The following is a 15,528-nucleotide window of genomic DNA, read 5'->3' on the forward strand; positions in this document are numbered from 1 at the left end:
CGCCGCGAATCCGGACCCCTGCTGGCCTCTAATGCCCACCCGGCCGCGTAGCTTTGGTGCGTACGCCAGCCGCTGAGGGAGCAGTCGTGGCACGGAAGATCGGCAGCCGGTACACCGCGCACCAGATCCTGGGGCGCGGCAGCGCGGGCACGGTGTGGCTGGGCGAGGGGCCTGACGGGCCCGTCGCCGTCAAACTGCTGCGCGAGGACCTCGCGTCCGACCAGGAACTCGTCGGACGGTTCGTCCAGGAGCGCAGCGCGCTGCTCGGCCTGGAGCATCCGCACGTCGTGTCCGTCCGCGACCTCGTCGTGGACGGCAACGACCTCGCCCTCGTGATGGACCTCGTCCGCGGTACGGACCTGCGCACGCGCCTGGACCGCGAACGGCGGCTCGCCCCCGAGGCGGCCGTGGCGATCGTCGCGGACGTCGCCGACGCGCTGGCCGCGGCGCACGCGGCGGGGGTCGTCCACCGGGACGTCAAGCCGGAGAACGTCCTGCTGGACATGCAGGGCCGGCTCGGCCCCGGGGGTTCGCACCCGGCGCTGCTGACCGACTTCGGCGTGGCCAAGCTGATCGACTCCCCGCGGCGGGCCTCCACGGGCCGGGCCTCGGCCCCGACGACCCGGATCATCGGCACCCCGGACTACCTGGCGCCGGAGATCGTCGAGGGCCTGCCCCCGCGAGCCGCGGTGGACATCTACGCCCTGGCCACGGTCCTGTACGAGCTGCTGGCCGGGTTCACCCCCTTCGGCGGGGGCCACCCGGGCGCGGTCCTGCGGCGGCACGTGACGGAGACGGTGGTCCCGCTGCCGGGGATCCCCGACGAGCTGTGGCAGCTCATGGTCCAGTGCCTGGCCAAGGCCCCGGCCTCGCGGCTGCGGGCCTCGGAGCTGTCGGTGCGGCTGCGGGACCTGCTCCCGATGCTGGCCGGGATTCCGCCGCTGGACGTGGACGAGCCGGACGATGCGGATCCGGACCCCGAGCCCTCGGAGGAACCGGCGGCCGACCCGGTCCGGCGGCGGGGCGTGGTCCCGCTGGTGCCGGGCTCCGCGACCGACTCCAACCGGGACACCCACACCTCGATGCGGGTGCCGGGGCCGGACGAGCTGGCGGGCGGGGCGCTGGGCACCGCCCGCGTCCCGCGCCCGGCCGGCGGCCACCGCCCCGGCTCCGCCCGCCACCGGGCCGAGGCGGCCCGCAAGCGCCGCCTGGTCCTCTCGGCATCGGCCCTGGGCCTGGCCGCGGCGATCGGTCTGGGCACGTGGCTGGCGGTCTCGGGCGACGAGGCCCCGCCCCCGCAGGACAGCAAGCAGTCGGTCCCCGCGAAGCGGTAGCCGCCGGATGCGGCGCCGCGGTCGCGGGCGCTGCCCCCGAACCCCCGCACCTCAATCGCCGGCGGGGCTGGATTTTCCAGCCCCGCCGGCGATTGAGGACCGGTCCGGGCAGAGCCGGCTACACCGCGGCCAGTTCCGGGTGCCAGCGCCGCGCCACGGCCGGGTGGGCGCGGACCCAGCCCTTCAGCTCGTTGCGGCCGTACTGGGCGTGCAACGGGTTCGACTCGTCGTGCGCGACACCGGGCGCGGAACGCAGGTACTCGCCCGGGACGGTCTCGATCACCGCGTCCAGCCGCGGGTTGTAGAAGAACGGCACCGAGTACCGCTCCACCGCGCCGGGCGGGCTGACCACCCGGTGGTCCGTCGCCGTCAGGTAGCCCTCGGTCGCGATCTCCAGCAGCTCGCCCAGGTTCACCACGAAGGCGCCCGGCATCGGCGGTACGTCCACGTAGCCGCCGTCCCGGACCACCTGGAGGCCGCCGACCGCGTCCTGGAGCAGGAGCGTCAGGAAGCCGTAGTCCTTGTGCGCGCCCACGCCCTGGTCGGCGCCGGACGGGGCCGATCCCGGGTAGCGGATCAGCTTGGTGTGCAGGTGCGGGCGGTCCGCGAAGGCCTCGTCGAAGAAGTCCGCCGGGGCGCCGATGGCCACGAGGAGCTCCTGGAGCAGGCGGTGGGCGACCGCCGCGAGCCGGGTCTGCCAGTCCAGGACCACCGTACGGAGCTCCGGGAGGGCGGCGGGCCACTGGTTCGGGCCTTCCAGCCACAGGAACGCCGGGTCGTCCGGCCCCACGACCGGCGCCGGGCGCTCCGCGCCGACGTCGAGCTGGTCCCGCCAGTCGGAGGCCCCGCCGGTCAGCTCGTGGCCGATCCGGGTGTAGCCGCGGAAGTGGGGGGAGTTCAGATTGCTGACGGCGAGCCGGTCGGCCTCCGGGAGGGCGAAGAAGGCCCGGGTCAGCTCGAGGATGCGGGCGCTCTCGGCGGCGGTGACGCCGTGCCCGGTCAGGTGCAGGAAACCGGTGTCCCTGGCGGCTGCGTGCAGCTTCTTCAGGAAATCGGCCCGCTGGGCCGGGTCGTCGGCCTGGGAAAGGTCCAGGACGGGGAGAGAGTGCGCGGACGGCATGACGGCTCCGTTTCGGATGTCACGGGGTCCTGTTCCCCAAAGGTGGTGGGGGTCGCGGGCGGGGGGCGGGTCTCCGACGGGGATGGTGCCGGGACCACGGGGGCCGCGTACAGGACCAAGTCGGATCGTGGTGGATCAGGCTTGGGTTCGGTCCGGCGGCGGACAGCTCGTCGTCGTGACACGCATGTGGTCGACATGGCGGCGCTTGACGAGGAGAACGGTCATAGAGAGAGGGTACGCCCGTACGATCCATCACCAGAACGGGTGATTCGGCCTGCCCGGACTGCGTTGTCCGAGGACCGGCTACGCTGGACCCGTGGCAGTCGTCGATGTTTCCGAAGAGCTGAAGTCCCTCTCCTCGACCATGGGGTCGATCGAGGCCGTCCTGGACCTCGACAAGCTGAGGGCAGATATCGCCGTGCTCGAGGAGCAGGCCGCTGCGCCGTCCCTGTGGGACGACCCGGAGGCCGCCCAGAAGATCACGAGCAAGCTTTCGCACCTCCAGGCGGAGGTCCGCAAGACCGAAACGCTGCGGGGGCGCATCGACGACCTCGGGGTGCTCTTCGACCTCGCCCAGGAGATGGACGACGCGGACACCCTGGCCGAGGCCGAGACCGAGCTGGTCTCCGTCCGCAAGGCGCTGGACGAGATGGAGGTCCGGACCCTGCTCTCCGGCGAGTACGCCGAGCGCGAGGCCCTGGTCAACATCCGCGCCGAGGCCGGTGGCGTCGACGCCTCCGACTTCGCCGAGCGCCTCCAGCGCATGTACCTGCGCTGGGCGGAGCGGCACGGCTACTCGACCGAGATCTACGAGACCTCGTACGCGGAAGAGGCCGGCATCAAGTCGACCACCTTCGTCGTCAAGGCCCCGTACGCCTACGGCACGCTCTCCGTCGAGCAGGGCACCCACCGCCTCGTGCGCATCTCGCCCTTCGACAACCAGGGCCGCCGCCAGACCTCCTTCGCGGGCGTCGAGGTGCTCCCGGTCGTGGAGACCAGCGACCACGTCGAGATCGACGAGGCCGAGCTGCGCGTCGACGTGTACCGCGCCTCCGGCCCCGGCGGCCAGGGCGTCAACACCACCGACTCGGCGGTCCGCATCACGCACATCCCGACCGGCATCGTGGTCTCCTGCCAGAACGAGCGCTCGCAGATCCAGAACAAGGCGAGCGCCATGAACGTCCTCCAGGCCAAGCTGCTGGAGCGGCGCCGCCAGGAGGAGAAGGACAAGATGGACGCCCTCAAGGACGGCGGCAGCTCCTGGGGCAACCAGATGCGCTCCTACGTCCTGCACCCGTACCAGATGGTCAAGGACCTGCGGACGGAGTTCGAGGTCGGCAACCCGCAGGCGGTGCTCGACGGCGAGATCGACGGCTTCCTGGAGGCCGGGATCCGCTGGCGCAAGCAGCAGGAGCAGACCGCGTAACCCTCGGTAGCCGCGGCGTACAACGCGTACGTGCGGAAGGGCCCGGACACATGGTGTCCGGGCCCTTCTCGCGTGTGTGATCGGAACGTGGCGCGGGCCTACCGCGGGCACCACGGCCGGGCGGTCCTAGGCGGTGTGCTGGGCCACCAGGACCAGAGCCGTCACGAGGACCACCATGAGCACGATGAGCGTCACGGGGTTCAGGCCGGAGAAGGGGCCCTCCTGCTGGAGGCGCTCCCGGTTCGCCCGGCACACCGGGCAGCGGCCCTGGCTGACGGGTGCGGCGCAGTTCGCGCACACGAGCCGGTCATATGTCATGCGCTCCTCCTCTCGTCCCCTCGGTCTTCTGTCGCCTATAACGGCGTGGGGAACCGGAGCGTTCCCCCTACCACTGTGCCAGCTTCGCCGACATTCGGCGCGGCCCGTCCGGGCAATCACGTTCCCGAGCGTCCGCCCGCCGGGATAAATCGGGCAAGTCCGGAGGCCGGGTCCACACCGCGCGCCCGTTCGCGTATGGTCACGCACACCTACTCCCGGCGACCGTGGTGCACCCGTGATCCGATTCGACAGTGTCTCCAAGTCCTACCCGAAGCAGAGTCGTCCCGCACTCAGAGAAGTCTCCCTCGACATCGCGAAGGGCGAGTTCGTCTTCCTGGTCGGCTCCTCCGGCTCCGGCAAGTCCACCTTCCTGCGGCTCATCCTGCGCGAGGAGCGGGCGAGCCACGGCCAGGTGCACGTCCTGGGCAAGGACCTCGCCAAGCTCTCCAACTGGAAGGTCCCGCAGATGCGGCGCCAGCTGGGGACCGTCTTCCAGGACTTCCGCCTGCTCCCCAACAAGACGGTGGCCGAGAACGTGGCCTTCGCCCAGGAGGTCATCGGCAAGCCGCGGGGCGAGATCCGCAAGGCCGTCCCGCAGGTCCTCGAACTCGTGGGGCTGGGCGGGAAGGAGGAGCGGATGCCCGGCGAGCTCTCCGGCGGTGAGCAGCAGCGCGTGGCCATCGCCCGCGCCTTCGTCAACCGTCCCGCCCTGCTGATCGCGGACGAGCCCACCGGCAACCTCGACCCGCAGACCTCGGTCGGGATCATGAAGCTACTGGACCGGATCAACCGGACCGGCACCACCGTGATCATGGCCACCCACGACCAGCAGATCGTCGACCAGATGCGCAAGCGCGTCATCGAACTCGAACAGGGCCGACTCGTGCGCGACCAGTCGCGCGGCGTCTACGGCTACCAGCACTGAAAGGTCCCTGAGACGCAATGCGCGCCCAGTTCGTCATGTCGGAGATCGGCGTCGGTCTCCGTCGCAATCTCACCATGACCTTCGCGGTCATCATCTCGGTGGGCCTCTCCCTGGCCCTGTTCGGCGGCTCCATGCTCATGAGCGAGCAGGTGAGCAAGATGAAGGGCTACTGGTACGACAAGGCCAACGTCTCGATCTACCTCTGCAACAAGCAGGACGCCGTGGAGGCGAGCGAGGCCGCCGCCAAGAAGGCCGACGGTTCGCCGGCGGCCTCCACGGGCGTCACCACCTGCGCCAAGGGTGCGGTGACCGAGGAGCAGAAGAAGCAGATCGAGTCCGAACTCAAGAAGATGTCCCTGGTGAAGTCCGTCGCCTACGAGTCGGCGGACGAGGCGTACAAGCACTACCAGGAGCGGTTCGGGAACACGGCGCTCGCCTCCTCCATCACCCCGGACCAGATGCAGGAGTCCTTCCGGGTCAAGTTGAAGGACCCGGAGAAGTACAAGGTCGTCACCTCCGCCTTCGTCGGCCGCGACGGCATCCACACCGTCGACGACCAGCGCCAGGCCATCGACGACCTCTTCCGGATCCTCAACTACCTGAACATCGCGGCGCTCGCCATCATGCTGATCATGTTGGTCGTGGCGCTGCTGCTGATCGTCAACACCGTGCGCGTTTCGGCCTTCAGCCGACGGCGTGAGACGGGGATCATGCGGCTGGTGGGTGCCTCCAGCTTCTACATCCAGGTCCCCTTCATCATGGAGGCGGCCGTCGCCGGCCTCATCGGTGCGCTCTTCGCCTGCGGCATGCTCGTCTCCGGCCAGTACTTCGTGATCGACCACGGCGTCGGGCTGCGGGACAAGATCCAGCTCATCGACTTCATGGGGTGGGGATCGGTGCTGGCCAAGCTCCCGTACGTACTCTTCATCGGCCTCCTGATGCCCTCCATGGCCGCCTTCATCGCCCTGCGCAAGTACCTGAAGGTGTGACAAGCGCCCCGTGAGCGGTACGGCCAACCATCCGTACCGGAGCGGGGCTTGTCCTAGACTCGGCGCCATGCCGGGACTGCCCGCTCTCTGTCTCCGGCCCCGCGACCTGCGTCGCGGGGCCGTTTTGACGTTGGCCTTCCTCGCCGCCGTCGCCACCGGTGCCTTAACCGGATGCTGGGAGCACGAGGAAGGCGCCGGGGCCGCTGCGGCCCTGACCGGCGCCCCCGCGGCCGAACCCGCGCGGGAGGCGGGCACCGCCGACCGGGAGGCCATCGCCCGGGCCGTCGCCGAGGCCGTCGCCGAGGGCAAGTCCGGGAAGAAGGCGGCCCAGGAGGTCGTCAGCCGCAGCGGCGACCGCTGGGGCGCCGTCTACGACCAGGGTGAGTACGCCGCCTTCGCCGAGGGCCTCGACGGCCGCTGGACCGGCGTCGGGGTGTGGGCCGGTCGGGCCGCAGACGGCATGATCAAGGTCGACAGGGTCCAGCCCGGCAGCCCCGCCGCCCGGGCCGGGCTACGCGCCGGGGACCGGCTGATGAGCGTCGACGGGCACGCCGTGACGGGCCTCGCCGTGCCCGACGTGGTCGCCCTGCTGCGCGGCGATGCGGGCACCCCCGTCGTGCTGAACCTGAGCCGGGACGGCGCCGACCTCACCGAGACGGTGCGCCGCGAGCAGATGCGCACCGAGCCGGTGACCGTACGGCAGCGCCCGGACGGGGTCACGGTCATCAAGGTCGCCTCCTTCACCCGCGGTTCCGGCGATCGCGTCAAGGCCGCCGTCCGCGCGGCCCCGCCCGGCCGGGGGATCGTGCTCGACCTGCGCGGCAACCCGGGCGGGCTGGTCACCGAGGCGGTCACCGCCGCCTCGGCCTTCCTCGACGGCGGGCTCGTGGCCACGTACGACGTACGGGGCGACCAGCGGGTCCTGTACGCGGCCGAGGGCGGGGACACCACCCGACCGCTGGTGGCCCTGGTCGACGGCGGCACGATGAGCGCGGCCGAACTGGTGACGGGCGCCCTGCAGGACCGGGGCCGGGCGGTGGCCGTGGGCAGCCGGACCTTCGGCAAGGGATCGGTGCAGATGCCGACCGAGCTCCCGGACGGCTCGGTGGCCGAGCTGACGGTGGGCACGTACCGCACGCCGGCGGGCCGCAGCCTGGACGGCGGCGGCATCACCCCGGACGTGCCGGCGGGCGAGGCGGTCGAGGAGCGGGCCGTCACGGTATTGGGTGGCCTCGGGGTGGGTCCGTAGTGCGAAAATGACCGCACTATGGCTAAGGAAAAAGGGCGCAAGCTGATCGCCCAGAACAAGAAGGCGCGTCACGACTACGCGATCCTCGACACCTATGAGTGCGGTCTCGTGCTCACGGGTACCGAGGTCAAGTCCATGCGCCAGGGCCGGGCCTCGCTGGTGGACGGCTTCGTGTCGGTGGAGAGCGGGGAGGCCTGGCTCTACAACGTGCACGTGCCGGAGTACAGCCAGGGCACCTGGACCAACCACAGCGCCCGGCGCAAGCGCAAGCTCCTCATGCACCGCGAGGAGATCGACAAGCTGGAGCGCAAGGCGGACGAGTCGGGTCACACGATCGTGCCCCTGTCCCTGTACTTCAAGGACGGCCGGGCCAAGGTCGAGATCGCGCTGGCGAAGGGCAAGAAGGAGTACGACAAGCGGCAGACCATGCGGGAGAAGCAGGACACCCGCGAGACGAACCGGACGATCTCGGCCATCCGTCGCAAGCAGCGCGGCACGGTTTAATCATCTGGCACGCGGTGGTCCACTTCGCGTACCATGGCGTCAGCACCGTCCCCCAGGGGTCGGCGCAGCTTGAAAAAACAACATGGGGATGATCGGTTTCGACAGCGGATGTCGATGCAGGGGAAGCGAGCCGAGGAAGCGGCAATGATCTCGCTAACCACATGTCGCAAAAAATAATCGCCAACTCCAAGAGCGATAACTCCCGCTTCACCCTCGCTGCCTAATAACAGTGAGCTGAAGCCTCTGTGAGGAGCGTCAGCCCGGAAGTGGTCCCGGTCCGGATCCTGGCGTCAATTAGGGATCTAAACCTCTAACCCCGGTCACGGGGGTTGGAGGGAAATCAAACAGTGACTGAGCCCGTCGGAGACTTGTCCGTGTGATCTCCGGGGCTGAGAAAAGCGCAGCGGACTGCGCTCGGAGAAGCCCTGCTTCTGCACCGTTGGACGCGGGTTCGATTCCCGCCATCTCCACTCATCCCATGTGGGCAAAGGCCCCGCAGCCTCTCGGCTGCGGGGCCTTCGTCATGGGGGAAGCGTCCGCGCTGCGCTGCTGGTGGCGGTACGGTGAGAAGCCCACTCCGGAGCGGAGTTCCAGCGAGGAGGACATGTGAGTACGCCGATCCCCGACGAGGGCGGGCCGCTGATCCCCATGCCGGAACTCACGCCTGCCGCCCTTCGTGAGGCCGTTGCGAAGATCGCGCCCAGCCGTGTCCCCGGGTTGACGCAGCACCTCTTCGAGGCGACGACGAGCGCCCAGCAGGCGCAGTCGCTCGCCCCGCTGCGAGCTTTCATCCACTCCTGGGCCGTATTCGTCGAGATCGAACGCCACCCCCGGAGGGCCGCGCGTCTCCACGCCCTGGAACGGCTGGTTCAGGAAGGGGTCGAGGATCCCGGGCCGGCCTTGGCCGAGATCCAGCAGATCCTCGACAAGGCAGAGGCCGAGACCGGCCTGTGAGCCACTGGACATGGGACTACAACACTGACGATTCCGCGCACATCACTGGCGGCCTGCCGCCCGGGGTGGTCGCGGAGGTCGAGCGGATCGCCACCGAACTGTCAGCGCTCGGCCGGGATGCCGAGGCCGTCGGTCGCCCCACCGGAAGGACCGGCGGTCTCCGGGAATTCGACATCCTCGGTGGGCGCGGGTTCATCAACTTCCTGGCCGTCCCCCGGCACGAGTGCGTCTACGTCTGCAGCATCACCTGGTACGAGTGACGGCCCGGACGGAGGCGAGGGCGAGAACGGCCGCCGCGGCCGGGAGGGCGTAGGCGGTCGCCGGGCCCAGGTGGTCGACCAGGGTGCCGGCCGTGGCCGCGCCCAGGGAGATACCCGCGAAGATGGCGGTGACCGCGAGGGTCATGCCCTCGTTGAGGCGGCCCTGCGGGGTGCGCGCGTGGACGCGGGACATCGCCGTCACCATCGTCGGGGCCGTGGCCATGCCCGCCAGCAGCAGCGCGCAGGCCAGCGGGAAGAGCGTGCCCGTGCTCGCCGCGAGCCAGGGCAGGGCCATCGCGGCGGCCATGGCGACCAGGCAGGTGCGCAGGCCGCGCGGGCGCATCGTGCCGTAGAGCAGGCCGGCCGCGCAGGAGCCCGCCGCCTGGAGGGCCAGCACCGGGCCGGAGGCGGCGCCCAGGCCCAGGGCGTCGAGGTGGGCGATCGAGGCGATCTCCATCGAGCCGAAGACCACGCCCGTGGCGAGGAAGAGGGGCATCAGCGGGCCGAGGGCGCGCAGCGGCGAGCCGTGGCGCGGACCCGCCGTCACCGGGGGCTGGGTGGCGCGGCAGGAGGTGAAGACCAGCATGCCGGTCAGCAGGAGGGCCGCCGCGGTGAGGGTGCCGGCCTCGGGAAGGACGACCGAGCAGAGGAAGGCCGCCAGCACCGGGCCGAGCATGAAGCAGAGTTCGTCGGCGGCCTGTTCGAAGGACATCGCGGTGTGGTGCGCCTTCGGTTCGCCGCGCAGCAGGTGCGTCCAGCGCGCGCGGGACATGCCGCCGATGTTGGGGGTGGTGGCGGTCGCGGCGTACGAGACGAAGAGGGTCCAGGCCGGTGCCCCGGTACGGACGCACACGACCAGGGACAGCGAGCCGAGGACCGCGATCAGGGTGGCCGGGACGGCGATCCGGGCCTGCCCGTGCCGGTCGATCAGCCGGGCGGTCCACGGCCCGACCAGCGCGGTGGCGGCCAGGCCGGTCGCCGTGACCGCGCCGGCGAGGGCGTACGAGCCGCGCTGGCCGGCGATCATCATGACCGCGCTGATCCCGAACATGCCCATGGGGAGGCGGGCGAGGAGGTTCCCGGCGGTGAAGCCGCGGGTGCCGGGCAGCGCGAACAGGCGCCGGTAGGGGGCCAGCGGGCCGGGGGAGCGCGGCGGGCGCGGCGCGGTGCGGGCGGGGACCGGCGGGACGGGCGGGACGGGCGGGACGGGCGAGGCGGGCGAGGCGGGCGAGGCGGCGAGGACGAGCGTGCTGCCGGTGACGGCCATGAGGGGCATGCCCCCTACCCTCGGCCCGGACCGGGCGGACCGTCCAACACCTGTTCGGCGACCATTCACGCCGATCTGTTGTTAGTCTCCGGGGATGATGCCCCGTGACGTGGATCCCCGGCTGCTGCGCGGGTTCGTCGCGGTCGCCGAGGAACTGCACTTCACCCGCGCCGCCGCCCGGCTGTACGTTGCCCAGCAGGCGCTGAGCCGCGACGTACGGCGGCTCGAAGAGGCCCTCGGCACCGCGCTGTTCGTCCGTACGACCCGCGCCGTCGAGCCGACCCCCGACGGGGAGCGGCTGCTGCCGCTGGCCCGGCGGGTGCTCGCCGCGCACGAGGCGGTCGCCGCCGCCTTCGCCGCGCCCCGGCCACTGCTCGTCGACCTGAACACCGACGGGCCGAGCACCGCGCGCACCGTGCTCGACCGGGCCCGGGAGCTGGACCCGGACTGCGAGCTGATGGCCCGTTGGGAGAGCGGCCTGACCCACGCCGCCGCCGAGATCGCCGCCGGGCGCCTCGACGTCTCCTTCGGGTACGCCGACGGGCTGGACCCGGTGTGGCGCTCGCGCCTCGCGCACCGGCCCGTGCGCTACGAGCCGCTCGCCGTGCTGCTGCCCGAGGGGCACGCGCTGGCCGGGCTGGCGGCCGTACCGCTGGACGCGCTGGCCGGGGAGACCGTCTACGCGGGCGCCGGGAACCCCCGCACGCTGGAGTGGACGGGGCTGGCGCGCGAGCTGTTCGCCGGGCGGGAGATCCTGATGGCGCCGCCCGCGCCGGTGGCCATCGGCAAGGACGAGTTCCGCCGGGTCATGGCCAAGACCCGCAATCCGGTACTGGTGACCGTCGACTTCGTCGACATGCCCGGGTCCGTCAAGCGCCCGCTGGTCGACCCCGTACCGCTCTCCCCACTGTCCATGGTGTGGCGCAAGGGCTTCAGCCACCCCGGACTCGAAGCGCTGCACCGGGCCGTGGCCGGGCTCGGCGGCGAACGCGGCTGGCTGGAAGTGCCCCCGGCGAGCTGGCGCCCCGCCGCGCTCACAGGTGCCCCCGGCGGCGGGTGAGAGCAAGGTTTCCCGGCGGTCATCAGGCGGTGACCGGGGCCGAAACGCGCCGTTCCTACGGTCGTGCCACGGACGCGAGAGTTGTGGAGGCGTGTGATGACCGGTACGACCGCACCGCGCAAGGGGGGCCGCTGGATCGAGCGGTGGGACCCCGAGGACGAGACCTTCTGGAAGGAGACCGGGGAGCGCACCGCCCGCCGCAACCTCGTCTACTCCGTGTTCTCCGAGCACATCGGCTTCTCCATCTGGTCGCTCTGGTCCGTGATGGTCCTCTTCATGGGACCGGCGTACGGGATCGACCCGGCCGGGAAGTTCTTCCTGATCGCGACCGCGACCTGCGTGGGCGCGTTCGTACGGGTGCCGTACACCTTCGCCGTGGCCCGCTTCGGCGGCCGCAACTGGACCGTCGTCAGCGCGCTGCTGCTGCTCGCGCCGACGGTCGCCGCGATCGTGGTGATGGAGCCCGGGACCTCCTACGGGACCTTCCTGGTCGTCGCGGCCCTCACCGGCGTCGGCGGCGGCAACTTCGCCTCCTCCATGACCAACATCAACGCCTTCTTCCCGCTGCGCAAGAAGGGCTGGGCGCTCGGCCTGAACGCCGGCGGCGGCAACATCGGCGTGCCCGTGGTGCAGCTGGCCGGGCTGCTGGTCATCGCGACCGCCGGGGCCGCGCACCCGCGGTACCTGCTGGCCGCCTACATCCCGCTGATCGTGGCCGCGGCCGTCCTGGCGGCCGTACGGATGGACAACCTGGCGCCCGTGCGCAACGACACCGGCGCGGTCCGCGAGGCGCTGAAGGACGCGCACACCTGGATCATGGCGTTCCTCTACATCGGCACGTTCGGGTCCTTCATCGGCTACAGCTTCGCCTTCGGCCTGGTGCTCCAGACCCAGTTCGGCCGCACTCCGCTCCAGGCCGCCTCGCTGACCTTCATGGGACCGCTGCTCGGATCGCTGATCCGGCCGGTGGGCGGGGCGCTCGCGGACCGGTTCGGCGGGGCCCGGATCACCCTGGGGACCTTCGTGGCGATGGCCGCGGCCACCGGAGTGGTGGTGTTCGCCTCGCAGCGGTCCTCGCTGCCGGTCTTCCTCGTCGGGTTCGTGGCCCTGTTCGTACTGAGCGGGCTCGGCAACGGATCGACGTACAAGATGATCCCCGGCATCTTCCAGGCGAAGGCACTGGCGCGCGGCATGAGCGGCGAGGCCGCGGCCGCCTACGGGCGACGGCTCTCCGGCGCCTCGATGGGACTCATCGGAGCGGTCGGCGCGCTCGGCGGACTCGGCATCAACCTGGTCTTCCGGGAGGCGTTCCGCACCTCCGGCTCCGGAACGGCGGCCTTCGTCACCTTCCTCGCCTTCTACGCCCTGTGCTGCGCGGTCACCTGGGCGGTATACCTTCGCCGCCCGGTGGCCCCGGTGATCCACACGGTCGGGGTCGAGACGAAACCGCAGCTCACGTCGGTGTAACCGGGGCGAAATACGGGTGAACCGAGTCCGACACGACGTGTTGGCAGGCTCGGTCCACCCGTACCGCCCCCACATGCGTCACTAGGCAGGTCACGATGGACGACACGAACACCGGCCCGCTCGCGGGCTTCACCGTCGGGGTCACGGCCGCCCGGCGCGCGGACGAGCTCATCGCACTGCTGCGCCGCCGCGGTGCGGCCGTGCTGCACGCACCGGCGCTGCGCATCGTGCCGCTCGCCGACGACAGCGAGCTGCTGGCCGCGACGAAGGAGCTGATCGGCTGCGCACCGGACGTGGTCGTGGCCACCACCGCCATCGGCTTCCGGGGGTGGATCGAGGCGGCCGACGGCTGGGGCGTCGGCGAAGGACTGCTGGAGCGGCTGCGGGCCGCCGAGCTGCTGGCGCGCGGGCCGAAGGTGAAGGGCGCCATCCGGGCCGCCGGGCTCGTGGAGACCTGGTCCCCGGACTCGGAATCGCTCGCCGAGGTACTGGAACGGCTGCTGACGGACGGGGTGGACGGCCGGCGGATCGCGCTCCAGCTGCACGGGGAGCCGCTGCCCGGCTTCGTCGAGGCGCTGCGGGCCGGCGGGGCCGAGGTGGTGGTGGTCCCGGTGTACCGGTGGATGGCGCCGGAGGACCTCGCGCCGTTGGACCGGCTGCTGGACGCGATGATCGGCGGCGGGGTGGACGCCGTCAGCTTCACCTCGGCGCCGGCGGCGGCCTCACTGCTGTCCCGGGCCGAGGAACGGGGGCTGACGGAGTCCGTGCTGGACGCGCTGCGCGGCCGGCTGCTGTCCGCGTGCGTCGGGCCGGTGACCGCGCTGCCGCTACAGGCGCACGGGGTGGACACGGTGCAGCCGGAACGGTTCCGGCTGGGCCCGCTGGTGCAGTTGCTCTGTCAGGAGCTGCCCGGACGGGCCCGGGTGCTGCCGGTGGCCGGGCACCGGGTGGAGATCCGGGGGCACGCGGTCCTGGTGGACGCGCAGCTGCGGCCCGTACCGCCCGCCGGGATGGCCCTGTTGCGGGCGCTGGCCCGGCGGCCGGGCTGGGTGGTGTCCCGCGCGGAACTGCTGCGGGCGCTGCCGGGCGCGGGGCGGGACGAGCACGCCGTGGAGACGGCGATGGCCCGCCTCCGGGTGGCCCTCGGGGCCCCGAACCTGATCCAGACGGTGGTCAAGCGGGGGTACCGGCTGTCGCTGGACGCGGGCGGGGAGGCCAAGTACGGGGAGCTCCCGGTGGACGCGGTGACGGCCCGGGGCGTCCTCGGCTAGCGTGCCGGGATGATCGTTGACGGGGTTGAGATGAGGGGCGTCGCGCTCGACGACGCGGCGGGGCTGGCCGAGGCGTTCGCACGGAACCGGGCCTTCATGGCGCGCTTCGAGCCGGTCCGGCCGGACGCCTTCTACACGGAGGACGGCCAGCGGGAGCGGATCGAGGGCGTGCTCGCCGAGCGGGACGCGGGGCGGATCGTCCCGTACGTGTTCGTCGAGAGCGCCACCGGTGCGCCCGTCGGCGCGATCAACCTCGGCTCCATCGCGTACGGGCCGCTGTGCAGCGGCGGCGTGGGGTACTGGGTCGACCCGGCCTGGCACGGCAAGGGGGTGGCCACCGCGGCCGTGGAGGAGGTGTGCCGGGTCGCCCGCGACGAACTGGGCCTGCACCGGGTGGAGGCGGGGACCCTGGTCGACAACCTGGCCTCGCAGCGGGTGCTGGCGAAGGCGGGCTTCGAGCCGTTCGGCCTCGCGCCGCGCTACCTCCACATCGACGGCGCCTGGCGCGACCACCGCCTCTTCCAACGCCTCCTCCACGACGACCCGCCGGCCCATTCCAGCCCCTCCGGCGTTTGAGGAGCGGGTCCGGGCGGAGCCCGGTGCCCGGCGGAGCCGGGTTTCCTGGGGCGCCGCCCCAGACCCCGCGCCTCAAACGCCGGCGAGGCTGAAGATGGCCGGCGAGGCTGGATCTGCGCAGGCGGTGCTTCGCGCGAGCGGGAGGGCGGACCCACCGGTTCGGGGGCTTCCGTTGGGAACCGGCGGGCGGCAATCTGGTACGGCACCCCACGACGGGAGGCTGACGGCATGCGGTTCGATTCCGGGCGGGTCTGTCTGGACCTGGTGGCCACCTTCACCCCGCACGAGGGGATCCCGGACGGTGACGAGCTGCGGCTGTGGCTCGCCGGCGCCGGCCTGGTCCCCGACCGGACGCCGCTCGTCCGGGTGGGGCCCGACTGGGCCGCGGCCTTCCGGTCCCTGCGCGCCGACGTGGAAACGCTCGTACGGGCGGAGTTGCTCGGCACCGACACGGACGAGAACGCCCTCGCCCGGGTCAACGCGCTGGCCGCCGGACCACCCCCCGGCCTGTGCGCCGTACGGGACCAGGAAGGACACCTCGTACGGGAGCTGTGCGGCGGCGTGGAGTGCGGTGCGCTGCTCGCGGCCGTGGCCCGGGACGCCGTCGAGCTGCTGACCGACCCCGGCGACCGGGCGCTGCTGCGGGCCTGTGCGGGCGACGGCTGCACCCGCGTCTACCTGGACACCTCCCGGGGCCACCGGCGCCGCTGGTGCTCCAGCGAGCGCTGCGGGAACCGGGAGCGCGTGGCCCGGCACCGCCGCCGGGCCCTGGCGGCCGGGGCGGGGCAAGGGTCCCGGTGAGCGGCGT

17 protein-coding genes and 1 other RNA gene are annotated in these 15,528 nt (G+C 71.9%); 15 read left to right on the forward strand and 3 right to left on the reverse strand.

The window, feature by feature from the left end:
• Nucleotides 1–86 precede the first annotated feature (86 nt).
• Entirely contained in the window at nucleotides 87–1,334 is a 1,248-nt protein-coding gene (locus OG594_RS06055; RefSeq protein ID WP_266595918.1) for a serine/threonine-protein kinase, read from the forward strand.
• 118 nt (nucleotides 1,335–1,452) lie between these two features.
• Here OG594_RS06055 and OG594_RS06060 read toward each other — a convergent pair whose 3' ends face one another.
• Nucleotides 1,453–2,454, reverse strand: coding sequence for an isopenicillin N synthase family oxygenase (locus OG594_RS06060; protein WP_266595920.1), 1,002 nt, complete (start codon nucleotides 2,452–2,454; stop codon nucleotides 1,453–1,455).
• A gap of 316 nt (nucleotides 2,455–2,770) precedes the next feature.
• Here OG594_RS06060 and prfB point away from each other — a divergent pair, with 316 nt between their 5' ends.
• Nucleotides 2,771–3,880, forward strand: a complete 1,110-nt coding sequence (gene prfB / locus OG594_RS06065) for a peptide chain release factor 2 (RefSeq protein ID WP_266595922.1) — start codon at nucleotides 2,771–2,773, stop codon at nucleotides 3,878–3,880.
• Nucleotides 3,881–4,006: 126 nt separating this feature from the next.
• On the opposite strand, the gene OG594_RS06070 is transcribed toward prfB, so the two are convergent.
• Nucleotides 4,007–4,198 carry a hypothetical protein gene (locus tag OG594_RS06070; RefSeq protein ID WP_030011325.1) on the reverse strand — a complete coding sequence of 64 codons (192 nt, stop codon included), beginning with the start codon at nucleotides 4,196–4,198 and terminating at the stop codon, nucleotides 4,007–4,009.
• Nucleotides 4,199–4,433: 235 nt separating this feature from the next.
• On the opposite strand from OG594_RS06070, the gene ftsE reads away from it, so the two are divergent.
• From ftsE to OG594_RS06110, 8 genes are all read left to right on the forward strand, one after another.
• Nucleotides 4,434–5,123: a cell division ATP-binding protein FtsE gene (ftsE, locus tag OG594_RS06075; RefSeq protein ID WP_030011324.1), complete on the forward strand. Its 690-nt coding sequence runs from the start codon at nucleotides 4,434–4,436 to the stop codon at nucleotides 5,121–5,123.
• Nucleotides 5,124–5,140: 17 nt separating this feature from the next.
• Nucleotides 5,141–6,112 (forward strand): permease-like cell division protein FtsX, encoded by a 972-nt coding sequence (gene ftsX, locus OG594_RS06080; RefSeq protein WP_266595926.1) that lies wholly within the window; start codon nucleotides 5,141–5,143, stop codon nucleotides 6,110–6,112.
• A 67-nt stretch (nucleotides 6,113–6,179) separates the two neighbouring features.
• Complete coding sequence (locus OG594_RS06085; RefSeq protein WP_266595928.1) at nucleotides 6,180–7,361, forward strand: S41 family peptidase; 1,182 nt, start codon at nucleotides 6,180–6,182, stop codon at nucleotides 7,359–7,361.
• An 18-nt stretch (nucleotides 7,362–7,379) separates the two neighbouring features.
• Nucleotides 7,380–7,865 (forward strand): SsrA-binding protein SmpB, encoded by a 486-nt coding sequence (gene smpB, locus OG594_RS06090; protein ID WP_266595930.1) that lies wholly within the window; start codon nucleotides 7,380–7,382, stop codon nucleotides 7,863–7,865.
• 84 nt (nucleotides 7,866–7,949) lie between these two features.
• Nucleotides 7,950–8,338: a transfer-messenger RNA gene (ssrA, locus tag OG594_RS06095) on the forward strand.
• Nucleotides 8,339–8,343: 5 nt separating this feature from the next.
• Nucleotides 8,344–8,475 carry a hypothetical protein gene (locus OG594_RS06100; RefSeq protein WP_266595932.1) on the forward strand — a complete coding sequence of 44 codons (132 nt, stop codon included), beginning with the start codon at nucleotides 8,344–8,346 and terminating at the stop codon, nucleotides 8,473–8,475.
• The gene (locus OG594_RS06105; RefSeq protein WP_323185172.1) at nucleotides 8,472–8,819 is read left to right on the forward strand and encodes a hypothetical protein; all 348 of its coding nucleotides are present in this window, start codon (nucleotides 8,472–8,474) and stop codon (nucleotides 8,817–8,819) included. The genes OG594_RS06100 and OG594_RS06105 overlap by 4 nt, the downstream gene beginning before the upstream one ends.
• On the forward strand, nucleotides 8,816–9,079 hold the full coding sequence (locus OG594_RS06110) for a hypothetical protein (protein ID WP_266595934.1): 264 nt from the start codon (nucleotides 8,816–8,818) through the stop codon (nucleotides 9,077–9,079). The genes OG594_RS06105 and OG594_RS06110 overlap by 4 nt, the downstream gene beginning before the upstream one ends.
• Here OG594_RS06110 and OG594_RS06115 read toward each other — a convergent pair.
• Nucleotides 9,063–10,346 carry an MFS transporter gene (locus tag OG594_RS06115; RefSeq protein ID WP_266602661.1) on the reverse strand — a complete coding sequence of 428 codons (1,284 nt, stop codon included), beginning with the start codon at nucleotides 10,344–10,346 and terminating at the stop codon, nucleotides 9,063–9,065. The two genes, OG594_RS06110 and OG594_RS06115, sit on opposite strands and share 17 nt — an antisense overlap.
• A 94-nt stretch (nucleotides 10,347–10,440) precedes the next feature.
• On the opposite strand from OG594_RS06115, the gene OG594_RS06120 reads away from it, so the two are divergent.
• The 5 genes from OG594_RS06120 to OG594_RS06140 all read left to right on the forward strand — a co-directional run bounded on the left by OG594_RS06120 (nucleotide 10,441) and on the right by OG594_RS06140 (nucleotide 15,521).
• Nucleotides 10,441–11,406: a LysR family transcriptional regulator gene (locus OG594_RS06120; protein WP_266595936.1), complete on the forward strand. Its 966-nt coding sequence runs from the start codon at nucleotides 10,441–10,443 to the stop codon at nucleotides 11,404–11,406.
• A 96-nt stretch (nucleotides 11,407–11,502) separates the two neighbouring features.
• A complete protein-coding gene (locus OG594_RS06125) occupies nucleotides 11,503–12,873 on the forward strand; it encodes a NarK/NasA family nitrate transporter (RefSeq protein ID WP_266595938.1) in 1,371 nt (456 codons plus the stop codon).
• A 95-nt stretch (nucleotides 12,874–12,968) separates the two neighbouring features.
• Complete coding sequence (locus OG594_RS06130; protein WP_266595940.1) at nucleotides 12,969–14,144, forward strand: uroporphyrinogen-III synthase; 1,176 nt, start codon at nucleotides 12,969–12,971, stop codon at nucleotides 14,142–14,144.
• 9 nt (nucleotides 14,145–14,153) lie between these two features.
• Nucleotides 14,154–14,720 (forward strand): GNAT family N-acetyltransferase, encoded by a 567-nt coding sequence (locus tag OG594_RS06135; protein ID WP_266595942.1) that lies wholly within the window; start codon nucleotides 14,154–14,156, stop codon nucleotides 14,718–14,720.
• A 228-nt stretch (nucleotides 14,721–14,948) separates the two neighbouring features.
• Complete coding sequence (locus tag OG594_RS06140; protein ID WP_266595944.1) at nucleotides 14,949–15,521, forward strand: CGNR zinc finger domain-containing protein; 573 nt, start codon at nucleotides 14,949–14,951, stop codon at nucleotides 15,519–15,521.
• Nucleotides 15,522–15,528: the final 7 nt, after the last annotated feature.

The organism is Streptomyces sp. NBC_01214 (assembly GCF_026340975.1).
Taxonomy (GTDB): Bacteria; Actinomycetota; Actinomycetes; order Streptomycetales; family Streptomycetaceae; genus Streptomyces.

Excerpts from the sequence above, each read along its gene's own strand:
- OG594_RS06060 (WP_266595920.1), bottom strand. The coding sequence starts at position 2,454 with ATGCCGTCCGCGCACTCTCTCCCCGTCCTGGACCTTTCCCAGGCCGAC.
- OG594_RS06070 (WP_030011325.1), bottom strand. The coding sequence starts at position 4,198 with ATGACATATGACCGGCTCGTGTGCGCGAACTGCGCCGCACCCGTCAGC.
- ftsX (WP_266595926.1), top strand. The coding sequence starts at position 5,141 with ATGCGCGCCCAGTTCGTCATGTCGGAGATCGGCGTCGGTCTCCGTCGC.
- OG594_RS06085 (WP_266595928.1), top strand. The coding sequence starts at position 6,180 with ATGCCGGGACTGCCCGCTCTCTGTCTCCGGCCCCGCGACCTGCGTCGC.
- smpB (WP_266595930.1), top strand. The coding sequence starts at position 7,380 with ATGGCTAAGGAAAAAGGGCGCAAGCTGATCGCCCAGAACAAGAAGGCG.
- OG594_RS06100 (WP_266595932.1), top strand. The coding sequence starts at position 8,344 with ATGTGGGCAAAGGCCCCGCAGCCTCTCGGCTGCGGGGCCTTCGTCATG.
- OG594_RS06115 (WP_266602661.1), bottom strand. The coding sequence starts at position 10,346 with ATGGCCGTCACCGGCAGCACGCTCGTCCTCGCCGCCTCGCCCGCCTCG.
- OG594_RS06120 (WP_266595936.1), top strand. The coding sequence starts at position 10,441 with ATGATGCCCCGTGACGTGGATCCCCGGCTGCTGCGCGGGTTCGTCGCG.
- OG594_RS06125 (WP_266595938.1), top strand. The coding sequence starts at position 11,503 with ATGACCGGTACGACCGCACCGCGCAAGGGGGGCCGCTGGATCGAGCGG.
- OG594_RS06130 (WP_266595940.1), top strand. The coding sequence starts at position 12,969 with ATGGACGACACGAACACCGGCCCGCTCGCGGGCTTCACCGTCGGGGTC.
- OG594_RS06135 (WP_266595942.1), top strand. The coding sequence starts at position 14,154 with ATGATCGTTGACGGGGTTGAGATGAGGGGCGTCGCGCTCGACGACGCG.
- OG594_RS06140 (WP_266595944.1), top strand. The coding sequence starts at position 14,949 with ATGCGGTTCGATTCCGGGCGGGTCTGTCTGGACCTGGTGGCCACCTTC.